The following is a 12,259-nucleotide window of genomic DNA, read 5'->3' on the forward strand; positions in this document are numbered from 1 at the left end:
AGCCAAAAAAAAGCCCATCACAGGGGATGGGCAAAGACTACACACAGCAATTCTTCACTTTACTCAGGGGAATAAGGTTGTTTAAAAATCAGTAGCTTGATTCCAAACATAGGAAACATGTTATTGATCAGGCCCGCTGGCGTCTTTAAGAATCCTCTTATTAGTTTAAAGCTGATAACCTTTCGTGGTGATTTTCTTAGTGATCTACCGCTGTTTCAGCTGCAAAAATAATCATTCCGTAAGCGAATCCCACCTAAAGCGCCTAAAACTGCGTTTTTTCTTAAAAATCGCTTATGGAAAAAAATTATTATCAGTTAGGAATGTAAGGTGACGAAGTTGAGGTATTAGGCGGGTTAAAGTAAGGCCAGTGTAAAACGGAGAGTTTGTGCATCTTTTGCAGGGTGGGCATTCAGGTGGATCAGGTCGCCATGAATGGCGACCCTACGAACTTAACGTTGCGTTTCTTCGTGATCGTCTAATGCTTCGATGGCGGTTTGCATATCGTCATCCGGTTCAGGTGCTTCATGCATCCACACCGAAACCAGACGATAAGAGACCGCCAATACCACCGGACCAATAAATAGCCCAATCATGCCGAAAGCAATCAATCCGCCAATAACGCCGGAGAGAATCAGGATCATCGGTAAATCGGCGCCCATACGAATCAACATCGGACGCAACACGCTGTCCAGCGTACCGACCACGCAACTCCACACCAGCAGCACCGTGCCCCATGTGGTATCGCCGCTCCAGTAGAGCCAGATAATCGCTGGTACTAACACCACCAGCGGTCCGAGTTGTACCAGACAAGTGAGGATCATCAGCACGGTTAACAGCGTGGCGTAAGGAATGCCGGAAATGGCTAAACCGATGCCGCCGAGTACGCCCTGCACCAGCGCGGTGACCACTACGCCGAGCGCCACGGCGCGAATTGCCTGACCAGCCAGCAGCACGGCGGCATCACCACGGCGTCCGCTCATGCGATAAGCAAAATGACGAATCCCGTGACCCACCTGCTCGCCGCGCCAGTAGAGCAGCACGCTGAACAGCAGCATCACGATGAGATGCATCATAAAGCGGCCAAAGTGTCCGGCCTGCGCCACGAAGAAGCCCGTGGTGCGACCAATATAAGGCTGCACCTGATTCAGCATCGCCGCGCCGCCGCCATCCACTAATTTGTGGTAGCTGGAATAGAGTTTTCTGCCGACATAGGGAATCTGTCGCAACCAATCGAAGTCTGGCATCACCAGATGGCGCTGCGTTGCCCAGGCAATCACCGGCGCGCTGTTATCAATCAGGCTGCTGACCAGCAGGGCGATGGGAATAATAAACAGCAGTAATAGCAAAATGGTCATGGCGATAACCGCCAGTGAGCGGCGTCCCCATAACATTTGTTGCAGACGAATCATCAACGGCCAGGTGGCGATCACCACCATGCTGGCCCAGGCGAAGCCGAGAATAAAGGGCTGCACCACCCACAGACTGGCGATGATCATGATCAGAATGAACATCAGTGAAAACAGCATTTGCGGTAAATCCATACCGCGTTGCAGGTCTTTCATCACAACGGTTAACCTCGATTGAATCCTTCAGAGTGGGGCTGAACAGCCCTGATTAATGATGATCTATTTCCTGAAATTTAAACAGGAAAAGCAGCGACGGCGGCGCGCTTTCCTGAAAAAACAGCAGCCAGCGGAAAAGTATGATAAAACCAATGGCTGAAAAAAATTACGACGCAAACGTTTACAACATCTCGGTCACTCAATAATGATCCCACAGATTTCTCAGGCACCGGGCCTCGTTCAACTGGTGCTGACATTCCTGCAGTCCTTAAAAGAGCAAGGCTTTACCGGCGATACCGCCACCAGCTATGCCGATCGCCTCTCGCTTTCCACCGACAACAGTATTTATCAGCTGCTGCCTGATGCGGCGCTGTTTCCGCGCTCGACGGCGGATGTAGCCTTGATTGCGCGCCTCGCCGGTGAAACCCGCTTTACCAGCCTGGTGTTTACGCCACGCGGTGGCGGCACCGGCACCAACGGGCAGTCGCTCAATCAGGGCATCGTGGTGGATATGTCGCGCTATATGAACCGCATCCTGGAAATCAACACCGAGCAAGGTTGGGTGCGTGTTGAAGCGGGCGTGGTGAAAGATCAGCTCAATGCGTGGCTCAAGCCCTATGGCTTCTTCTTCTCGCCGGAGCTCTCCACCAGCAACCGCGCCACGCTTGGCGGCATGATCAACACCGATGCATCGGGCCAGGGTTCGCTGGTGTATGGCAAAACCTCCGATCACGTTGAAGGTCTGCGTGCGGTGCTGCTGGGCGGCGATATCCTGGATACGCGCGCCATGCCGACCGCACTGGCGGAACAACTGGCGAACACGCCAACGGCGGAAGGGCGCATTTATCAGCAGGTGTTAAGCCGCTGCCGTGAACAGCGCGATCTGATTCTGGAGAAATTTCCCAAACTCAATCGCTTCCTGACCGGCTACGACCTGCGTCATGTTTTCAGCGACGATTTACAGACATTCGATTTGACGCGTCTGCTGTGCGGCGCGGAAGGTACATTGGCCTTTATTACTGAAGCGCGCCTCGACATCACGCCCATCCCGAAAGTGCGCCGTTTGGTGAACATCAAATACGACTCCTTCGACTCGGCCCTGCGGAACGCACCTTTTATGGTGGAAGCCAAAGCGCTGTCGGTGGAAACCGTTGACTCGAAAGTATTGAACCTGGCGCGCGAAGATATCGTCTGGCATTCGGTGAATGAATTAATTACCGATGTGCCAGACAAAGAGATGCTCGGCCTCAACATTGTGGAGTTTGCCGGTGATGATGGCGAACTGATTGAGCAGCAAATCAGCACGCTGTGCCAGCGTTTAGATGAGCTGATGCAGCAGCAGATGGGCGGCGTGATCGGCTATCAATTGTGTGACGATTTAGGCGGCATTGAGCGCATCTATAATATGCGCAAAAAAGCAGTTGGCCTGTTGGGGAACGCCAAAGGGCGCGCCAAGCCGATTCCGTTTGTGGAAGATACTGCGGTGCCGCCAGAACAGCTGGCGGATTACATCGTCGATTTTCGTGCGCTGCTCGATAGCCACGGCCTGAGCTACGGCATGTTTGGTCACGTGGATGCCGGCGTGTTGCATGTGCGTCCGGCGCTGGACATGTGCGATCCGCAGCAAGAGCTGCTGATGAAGCAGATCTCCGATGAAGTGGTGGCGCTGACTGCGCGCTACGGCGGTTTGTTGTGGGGCGAGCACGGCAAAGGCTTCCGCGCGCAGTACAGCCCGGAATTTTTTGGCGAAACGCTGTTCAACGAATTGCGCCGCATCAAAGCCGCGTTCGATCCTGACAACCGCATGAATCCCGGCAAGATCTGTACGCCGCTGGGCAGTGATGAACCGATGATGCAGGTTGATGCGGTGAAACGCGGCACTTACGATCGGCAGATTCCCGTCACGGTGCGCAACGAGTGGCGTGGCGCAATGGAGTGTAATGGCAACGGTTTGTGCTTCAACTTTGATGCGCGTAGCCCGATGTGCCCGTCGATGAAAATCACCCGCAACCGCATTCATTCGCCGAAAGGGCGCGCCACACTCACGCGTGAATGGCTGCGCTTGCTCTCCGAGCAGGGCGTGGATCCCGTTCAGCTGGAGCAGGCGCTGCCCAAACAGGGCGCGAGCTTGCGTACGCTGATTCAGCGCACGCGCAATACCTGGCACGCGAATCAAGGCGAATATGACTTCTCGCACGAAGTGAAAGAGGCGATGTCGGGCTGTCTGGCGTGTAAAGCCTGCTCGACGCAGTGTCCTATCAAGATTGATGTGCCGAACTTCCGTTCACGCTTCCTGCAGCTTTATCACACGCGCTATCTGCGTCCGATGAGCGATCATCTGGTGGCCACAGTGGAAAGTTACGCGCCGTTGATGGCCAAAGCGCCCAAAGTGTTCAACTTCTTCCTCAAACAGCCGTGGATGCGCGAACTGAGCAAAACGCATATCGGCATGGTGGATTTGCCGCTGCTGTCATCGCCGAGCCTCAAGCAGCAGTTAAGCGGCCATCCGGCGATGAACCTGACGCTGGAGCAGTTAGAAGCGCTGGATGCGGCGCAACGCGAAAACTGCGTGCTGGTGGTGCAAGATCCTTTCACCAGCTATTACGAGGCGCAGCTGGTCACCGATTTCGTCAAGCTGATTGAGAAACTCGGTTATCGTCCGGTGCTGCTGCCGTTCTCGCCGAACGGCAAGGCGCAGCATGTGAAAGGCTTCCTGCAACGCTTTGCACGCACCGCCAGCAAAACCGCCGATTTCCTCAACCGCGTGGCGAAACTGGGCATGCCGATGGTTGGCGTCGATCCGGCGACCGTGCTTTGCTATCGCGACGAATACAACCAGGTGCTGGGCGAGCAGCGCGGCGAGTTTAACGTGCAGCTGGTGCACGAGTGGCTGAAAACCGCGTTGTCTCCACGCGCGGAACAAACCGCCAGCGGCGAAGCCTGGTATTTGTTTGCGCACTGCACCGAAGTGACCGCGCTGCCTTCCACGCCGAATCAGTGGCAGAGCATCTTTGCGCGCTTTGGCGCGAAGCTGGAAAACGTCAATGTCGGTTGTTGCGGAATGGCGGGAACCTATGGTCACGAAAGCGCAAACCTGGAGAATTCGCTGGGGATTTATGAGCTTTCCTGGCATCCGCAACTGCAAAAGCTGCCGCGTCAACGCTGTCTGGCAACCGGCTTTTCCTGTCGTAGCCAGGTAAAACGCGCAGAAGGCAATGGCATGCGTCATCCACTGCAAGCGTTACTGGAAATGATGTAAACAAATTGTAGGAGACGTCACAAAGCTGGATTAGAATATCCAGCCTGCGTGGCGAACAAAATCACTCTGCAGGCGGGTAGCTTGATCCCACTCGCCGCTGAGCGCCAGTTGATGACACAAACGTGTTAATGACAGGCGCGCCAGTTGATAGGCCTGAATCCGGAACAAACGGTCACGATCGGCATTGCCCATCTCCTGCACTAAGCGGTGATGGAGCTTGCCCATGGCATGCAGAAAACTGTGATCGTCGCCGTTAAGTTCGCAGATTTCTGCCATATCGAGGCAGGTGTCGTTGAAGCGACGCAGTTGGTCGAGAGTGCAATCGGTGCGGTTGAGCTTTGCCTGAGCCATGTAGAAGTCAACGGTGATATCGCGCACCGAAAACTTATATTCGTCGATTTTATGTTGTAACCAGGCTGAGACGGTAAGCGTCATATCGCCACCTATTTAGGTTAATGATAATCATTATCATATTCAACCGCGTCAGGAATGCAATTCCCGCTGTGAAATTTTATTGATTTCTTCTGCCTGTTACTAAAATCGGCAATAACAATTTCTTTACATAGTAGAAAGGCGTAACCTATCAATCAGGATTAAATCGTAAAATTGATTTTAAAAATTTTGCGGCAATTTAACGGGTTACGCAGGTCAGGCGCGCGCGGGAATGCCGCCGTCAATCTGCTTTGAAGCGACTATGCTTAATAAAGCAACAGTGAAAAATAGCACGAGATGATTATCCCTGCAAAACAAGAGGTTGAAGTGATATCTGATATCACTACCATAGGGGGATAGCCTGAAAAGGCCCAGACATACGAGGTAGCACAATGTCATCAGTAAATGCCGACTCCTTTTCACCCGAAGATTTCGTCTGGAAAGGGCTCACGCTGACCGAATCGGCAGCGAAACAGATTCTTAACCTGGTAGAACAAGACCCTGAAGTCAAGGGCTTGAAACTGGGTGTGAAAACGTCCGGCTGTGCCGGCTTTGGGTACGTTATGGATCTGGTAAAAGATCCTGCCGATGACGACCTGCAGTTTGAGCAATTCGGCGCAAAACTGTTTGTGCCACTTCAGGCGATGCCGTTTGTTGACGGTACCGAGCTGGATTATGTCCGCGAAGGTCTTAACCAGATTTTTAAATTCAACAACCCTAAAGCTCAACACGCCTGCGGGTGCGGTGAAAGCTTTGGCGTCGAGTAAGTAAAACATGTCACGACACACCGAAGCATCTGATGATGTACAAATGTGGGAAGGCAAGCTCAACTATAAAGAGGGCTTCTTTACCCAGTTACAAACCGAAGAATTTGCTCACGGCATCAATGAAGATGTGGTGCGCGCGATTTCGGCTAAACGTAACGAACCTGAATGGATGCTTGAATTCCGTCTCAAGGCGTTCCGCGCCTGGGAACAAATGGAAGAGCCGCACTGGCTGAAAGCGCACTACGAAAAACTGGATTATCAGGATTACAGCTACTACTCCGCGCCGTCCTGCGGCAACTGCGACGACAGCTGTGCTTCTGAACCTGGCGCGACCCAAACCTCCGGCAGCGTCGCCTCCAGCGACTACCTGACGAAGGAAGTGGAAGATGCGTTCAACCAGTTAGGCGTTCCGGTGCGTGAAGGGCGTGAAGTGGCGGTGGATGCGATTTTCGACTCCGTTTCCGTTTCCACTACCTATCGCGGCAAGCTGGCGGAGCAGGGCATTATCTTCTGCTCGTTCGGCGAAGCGATTCACGATCATCCAGAGCTGGTGCAGAAGTATCTCGGTACTGTCGTGCCGCCAAACGATAACTTCTTTGCCGCGCTGAACTCCGCTGTGGCCTCTGACGGAACCTTCGTGTACATCCCGAAAGGCGTACGTTGCCCGATGGAGCTGTCGACCTATTTCCGCATCAACGCGGCAAAAACTGGTCAGTTCGAGCGCACCATCTTGATCGCCGATGAAGACAGTTATGTCAGCTACATCGAAGGTTGCTCTGCACCGGTGCGTGACACCTATCAGCTGCACGCCGCAGTGGTAGAAGTGATCATCCACAAGAATGCTGAAGTGAAATACTCCACCGTACAGAACTGGTTCCCAGGCGGTGAAGGCGAGGGCGGTATCCTCAACTTCGTTACCAAACGTGCCCTGTGCGAAGGCGATCACAGCAAGATGTCCTGGACACAGTCTGAGACCGGTTCGGCGATCACCTGGAAATATCCAAGCTGCATCCTGCGCGGTGATTACTCGATTGGTGAGTTCTACTCAGTCGCGCTGACTGCGGGCCGCCAGCAGGCGGATACCGGTACCAAGATGATTCACATTGGTAAAAACACCAAGTCGACCATCATCTCGAAAGGTATCTCTGCCGGTAAGAGCCAGAACACCTATCGCGGCCTGGTGAAAATCATGCCAACAGCCACCAACGCGCGTAACTTCACCCAGTGTGATTCGATGCTGATTGGTGCCGAGTGCGGTGCGCACACTTTCCCGTATGTTGAAACGCGCAACAACACCGCCCATCTGGAGCATGAAGCCACTACCTCGCGCATCGGTGAAGATCAGATGTTCTACTGCCTGCAGCGTGGCATCAGCGAAGAAGATGCGATCTCAATGATCGTTAACGGCTTCTGCAAAGACGTTTTCTCCGAGCTGCCACTGGAATTCGCCGTGGAAGCGCAAAAATTGTTAGCTATCAGCCTTGAGCACAGTGTGGGCTGATGCCCGTTGCCGGAAGCAATGTGAAGGAAAGAGTATGTTAAGCATTAAAGATTTGCAGGTTAGCGTTGAAGACAAAGAGATTTTGCGCGGTCTGAACCTTGAAGTGAAACCGGGCGAAGTCCACGCCATCATGGGACCGAACGGTTCAGGTAAAAGTACCCTGTCTGCAACGCTGGCTGGTCGTGAAGATTACGAAGTCACTGGCGGTTCTGTCACCTTTAAGGGCAAAGATCTGCTGGAACTTGAGCCAGAAGAGCGTGCCGGTGAAGGCATCTTCATGGCATTCCAGTATCCGGTAGAAATTCCGGGCGTCAGCAACCAGTTCTTCCTGCAGACCTCGGTCAACGCGGTACGTAAATACCGTGAGCAGGAGCCGCTGGACCGTTTCGACTTCCAGGACTTTATCGAAGATAAAATCCAGCTGTTGAAGATGCCAGAAGATTTGCTGACCCGTTCAGTAAACGTTGGCTTCTCCGGCGGTGAGAAGAAGCGTAACGACATCCTGCAGATGGCGGCACTGGAACCTGAGCTGTGCATCCTGGATGAAACCGACTCCGGTCTGGATATCGATGCGCTGAAAATCGTAGCCGAAGGCGTTAATAGCCTGCGCGACGGTAAGCGTTCATTCATCATCGTGACGCACTATCAGCGCATCCTGGATTACATCAAGCCGGATCACGTACACGTGCTGTATCAGGGCAAGATCGTTAAATCTGGCGACTTCTCGCTGGTGAAACAGTTGGAGGAGCAAGGCTATGGCTGGCTTACCGACCAAGAGTGATAACGCCCTGCAGCAGTGGCATCACCTGTTTGAATCGCGCGGTGACGTGCGTTCTTTACAGGCGCAGCAGCACTGGCAGCAACTGATGCGTGTCGGCCTGCCGACTCGTAAGCATGAAAACTGGAAATACACGCCGCTTGATGGCCTGCTGGCGCAGCAGTTTGTGCTGCCGCAGCCGCAGGAAGTGAGCGCGGAGCAAGTTGAAGCGCTGGCGCTGCCGGTTGATGCGGTGCGTCTGGTGTTTGTTGACGGCCGCTTTCAGGCCGAATTGAGCAGCCGTGATACCGGCCTGTTTGAAATTCAGCATGCGCAGGCTTCTGAGCGTCGTCCGCTGCCGGCACCGATTCAGCCGGAAGTGTTCCTGCATCTGACCGAAAGTCTGGCAGAAGAAGCCACCACTATTCGTCTGGCGCGTGGCAAATCAGCGGCTAAACCGCTCTATCTTCTGCACATCACCAGTGGTCAGGACGCGGGCACTAACACCGTGCATCATCGCCACCATCTGCAGCTGGAAGCCAGCGCAGAAGCGGAAGTGATTGAGCACTACGTTACGCTGAATGACGTGGCGCACTTTACCGGCGCGCGTTTCACTTTCGACGTGGCTGACAATGCCAAACTGCAGCACATCAAACTGTCATTTGAGAGCGAGAAGGCTTACCACTTCGCGCACAATGATGTGGTGATGGGCCGTGATGCGAATGTAGCCACCACCAGCTTCCTGCTGGGTGCGGGCTTGTCACGTCACAACACCAGCGCGCAGCTGAATGGCGAAAATACCAATCTGGCTATCAACAGCTTGTCGTTGCCGGTGAATCAGGAAGTGTGCGATACCCGCAGCTATCTGGAGCACAACAAAGGCTACTGCACCAGCCGTCAGATGCACAAAGTCATCGCGCGCGATAAAGGTCGTGCAGTGTTCAATGGCATGATCAAAGTGGCACAGCACGCGCTGAAAACCGATGGACAGATGACCAACAACAACCTGTTGCTGGGTCGTCTGGCTGAAGTGGACACCAAGCCGCAGCTGGAAATCTATGCGGATGACGTGAAGTGCAGTCACGGTGCGACCATTGGTCGTATTGATGAAGAGCAGATGTTCTATCTGCGCTCGCGCGGCATCGATGAGACCGCCGCACAGCGTATGATCATCCATGCTTTTGCCGCTGAACTCACCGAAACGCTGGAGAATCCGGTACTGCGTCAGGTGGTGCTGCAGCGCATTGCCGCGCGTATTCCGGGAGTTGAGTCATGAGTTTCGATCTCGAACGCATCAGAGCGGAATTTCCGATTCTGAAACGTGAGGTCAACGGACATCCGCTGGCCTACCTTGATAGCGCGGCCAGCGCACAGCGCCCGCTCGCGGTCATCAATGCGGAAAGTTATTTCTACCAGCACGGCTATGCAGCTGTGCACCGCGGTATCCATTCGTTGAGCGCGCAGGCGACCACCGACATGGAGAACGTGCGTCATCAGGCCGCGCGTTTTCTTAACGCCGCTTCGCCTGAAGAGATCATCTTCGTCAAAGGCACCACGGAAGCCATCAATCTGGTGGCTAACAGTTGGGGCGGCAGTCAGCTGCAGCCAGGCGACAACATCATCATCACCGAGATGGAGCATCACGCTAACATCGTACCGTGGCAGATGGTGGCACAGCGCACCGGCGCAGAAATTCGCGTACTGCCGCTAAATGCGCAGGGCGAGCTAGCGCTGGAGCAGCTGAGCGGCTTGATTGATAGCCGCACTCGTTTGCTGGCGGTGACCCACGTTTCAAACGTGCTCGGAACCGTCAATCCTGTGAAAGCCATCGTGGCGCAAGCGAAAGCCGCTGGCGTGATTACGCTGGTGGATGGCGCGCAAGCGGTGATGCATCACGCGGTAGATGTGCAGGATATCGACTGTGACTTCTACGCCTTCTCCGGCCATAAAATTTATGGTCCGACCGGTATTGGTGTGCTGTACGCGCGTAAAGCGTTGCAGGAGATCATGCCACCGTGGGAAGGCGGCGGTTCGATGATTTCTGAAGTGGTGCTGCCAACCGGCACCACCTTTAACAGTACGCCATGGCGTTTCGAAGCGGGCACGCCAAATACCGGCGGTATCATTGGTTTGGGTGCGGCGTTAACGTGGATCAGCGAACTGGGCCTGGACGTTATTCATCAGCGCGAATCGATGCTGATGCGTTATGCGCTGGATAAACTGGCTTCGGTGCCGGATCTGGTGATTTACGGTCCGGAGAGTCGTAGCGGCGTGGTGGCTTTTAACCTCGGCAAGCATCACGCGTTTGATGTCGGCAGTTTCCTTGATCAATACGGTATTGCGATCCGCACCGGCCATCACTGCGCAATGCCGTTGATGCGTCATTATGCGGTGCCGGCGATGTGTCGTGCCTCCTTCGCGCTGTATAACACCGAAGAAGAAGCCGATCGCCTGGCCGCAGGTTTGACCCGTATTCATCGTCTGCTGGGCGGTTGAGCAGATTTCAGGAGTGATTCATGGCGAATTTGCCAGATAAAGAGAGACTGGTTCGTAACTTTAATCGTTGCGCTAACTGGGAAGAGAAGTACCTCTACATCATTGAACTCGGTGGGAAATTACCAGAATCCTCCGAAAGCTTACAGCAGCCAGAACACGTGATTTCAGGCTGTCAGAGCCAGGTGTGGATACGCATGACCCCGCAGGCCGATGGCACCATCGCCTTCGAAGGCGACAGTGATGCGGCCATCGTTAAAGGGTTGATTGCAGTGGTATTTAGCCTGTATCAGGGGCTTAAGGCGCCAGAGATTCTCGATCTCGATGTGCGTCACTGGTTTGGCGAATTGGCGCTGACCTCACATCTCACTCCCTCGCGTTCACAGGGTCTGGAAGCCATGATCCGCGCGATCCGGCATAACGCTCAGACCCTCAGCTAAGTTACACTCTCCAGACCCCGGCTTGACCGGGGTCTGTTCTATCCGACAAAGAGAAAATTGCATGAAACCAGCCTTACGTTTAGCCGGTGCATTGCTGTTGTCCTGTTGCGGACTCTCTGCACCTGCATTTGCTACGGAATATCCCCTACCAGCCGATAACAGCCGTTTAATTGGCGAGAATACCCTGACCACTGTGCCGGATGACAAACGGCCGCTGGAGAGCATTGCCGCGCGTTATAAGATAGGCATGCTCGGCATGCTGGAAGCCAATCCAGGCGTTGATCCCTGGCTGCCAAAGGCCGGCACACAATTAACCGTGCCGCTGCAGATGCTGCTTCCTGATGCGCCACGCGAAGGTATCGTGATTAACCTCGCGGAACTGCGACTCTACTACTATCCGAAAGGTGAAGATCGTGTGGTGGTCTATCCGATTGGTATCGGCCAACTGGGGGCCATGACGCCAACCATGGTCACCAGCATCAGCCAGAAAATCCCTAATCCAACCTGGACGCCAACCACCAATATCCGCAAGCGCTATGCCAAAGAGGGCATCACTTTGCCGGGCGTGGTGCCCGCCGGACCAGATAACCCGATGGGGCTGTTTGCGATGCGTCTGGCGCGTGGTACTGGTCAGTATTTGATTCACGGCACCAATGCTGACTTTGGTATTGGAATGCGCGTGAGTTCTGGCTGTATTCGCCTGCGACCGGATGATATTGAAGCGCTGTTCAACAGCGTGCCGAAAGGAACGCGCGTGCAGGTCATCAATCAGCCCATCAAATATGCCATTGAGCCCGACGGTAAGCGCTACGTTGAAGTGCATCAGCCGTTATCGCGCAACGATAAGGATGATCCACAAACCATGCCGATTGCACAGTCTGCGCAGCTGAAAGCCTTCTCAAAGAGTGAGAAGAGCGATACCGCGTTGATTAAGGAAGTGATAGCCCGACGTTCAGGAATGCCGGTGTTAGTGAGCAGCGGTGAGCCGGTAATGAATCAGAGTGCTGAAGCTGTAGGTGATGCAGTAGCGCAACCCTGAATTCGGACC

10 protein-coding genes and 1 other RNA gene are annotated in these 12,259 nt (G+C 54.1%); 8 read left to right on the top strand and 3 right to left on the bottom strand.

All coding sequences use genetic code 11. The annotated features are described in order from the left end of the window. Positions 1-2: 2 nt before the first annotated feature. Positions 3-110, bottom strand: an RNA gene (rprA, locus tag VIJ98_RS08575) — antisense sRNA RprA. A 339-nt stretch (positions 111-449) separates the two neighbouring features. Then, positions 450-1,562 (bottom strand): AI-2E family transporter YdiK, encoded by a 1,113-nt coding sequence (gene ydiK / locus VIJ98_RS08580; protein ID WP_154152460.1) that lies wholly within the window; start codon positions 1,560-1,562, stop codon positions 450-452. A 205-nt stretch (positions 1,563-1,767) separates the two neighbouring features. Between ydiK and VIJ98_RS08585 the strand changes: the two genes are divergently transcribed. After that, on the top strand, positions 1,768-4,821 hold the full coding sequence (locus VIJ98_RS08585) for an FAD-binding and (Fe-S)-binding domain-containing protein (protein ID WP_323273407.1): 3,054 nt from the start codon (positions 1,768-1,770) through the stop codon (positions 4,819-4,821). A 30-nt stretch (positions 4,822-4,851) separates the two neighbouring features. Here VIJ98_RS08585 and VIJ98_RS08590 read toward each other — a convergent pair whose 3' ends face one another. Further along, positions 4,852-5,256 (bottom strand): hypothetical protein, encoded by a 405-nt coding sequence (locus VIJ98_RS08590; RefSeq protein WP_008102969.1) that lies wholly within the window; start codon positions 5,254-5,256, stop codon positions 4,852-4,854. A 389-nt stretch (positions 5,257-5,645) separates the two neighbouring features. On the opposite strand from VIJ98_RS08590, the gene sufA reads away from it, so the two are divergent. The 7 genes from sufA to VIJ98_RS08625 all read left to right on the top strand — a co-directional run bounded on the left by sufA (position 5,646) and on the right by VIJ98_RS08625 (position 12,250). Then, positions 5,646-6,020: a Fe-S cluster assembly scaffold SufA gene (gene sufA, locus VIJ98_RS08595; protein WP_007892717.1), complete on the top strand. Its 375-nt coding sequence runs from the start codon at positions 5,646-5,648 to the stop codon at positions 6,018-6,020. Positions 6,021-6,027: 7 nt separating this feature from the next. Further along, a complete protein-coding gene (gene sufB / locus VIJ98_RS08600) occupies positions 6,028-7,521 on the top strand; it encodes a Fe-S cluster assembly protein SufB (protein WP_008102971.1) in 1,494 nt (497 codons plus the stop codon). A 34-nt stretch (positions 7,522-7,555) separates the two neighbouring features. After that, positions 7,556-8,302, top strand: a complete 747-nt coding sequence (gene sufC, locus VIJ98_RS08605; RefSeq protein WP_008102973.1) for a Fe-S cluster assembly ATPase SufC — start codon at positions 7,556-7,558, stop codon at positions 8,300-8,302. Beyond that, complete coding sequence (gene sufD / locus VIJ98_RS08610; RefSeq protein ID WP_110866026.1) at positions 8,277-9,554, top strand: Fe-S cluster assembly protein SufD; 1,278 nt, start codon at positions 8,277-8,279, stop codon at positions 9,552-9,554. Before sufC ends, sufD begins: the two co-directional genes overlap by 26 nt. After that, complete coding sequence (gene sufS / locus VIJ98_RS08615) at positions 9,551-10,774, top strand: cysteine desulfurase SufS (RefSeq protein ID WP_091003179.1); 1,224 nt, start codon at positions 9,551-9,553, stop codon at positions 10,772-10,774. Before sufD ends, sufS begins: the two co-directional genes overlap by 4 nt. A gap of 20 nt (positions 10,775-10,794) precedes the next feature. Next, on the top strand, positions 10,795-11,211 hold the full coding sequence (gene sufE / locus VIJ98_RS08620; protein WP_008102979.1) for a cysteine desulfuration protein SufE: 417 nt from the start codon (positions 10,795-10,797) through the stop codon (positions 11,209-11,211). 61 nt (positions 11,212-11,272) lie between these two features. Further along, positions 11,273-12,250: a L,D-transpeptidase family protein gene (locus VIJ98_RS08625; protein ID WP_323273412.1), complete on the top strand. Its 978-nt coding sequence runs from the start codon at positions 11,273-11,275 to the stop codon at positions 12,248-12,250. Positions 12,251-12,259: the final 9 nt, after the last annotated feature.

The sequence above is a fragment of the Pantoea sp. S18 genome (assembly GCF_045689705.1).
GTDB classification, from domain to species: domain Bacteria; phylum Pseudomonadota; class Gammaproteobacteria; order Enterobacterales; family Enterobacteriaceae; genus Pantoea; species Pantoea symbiotica.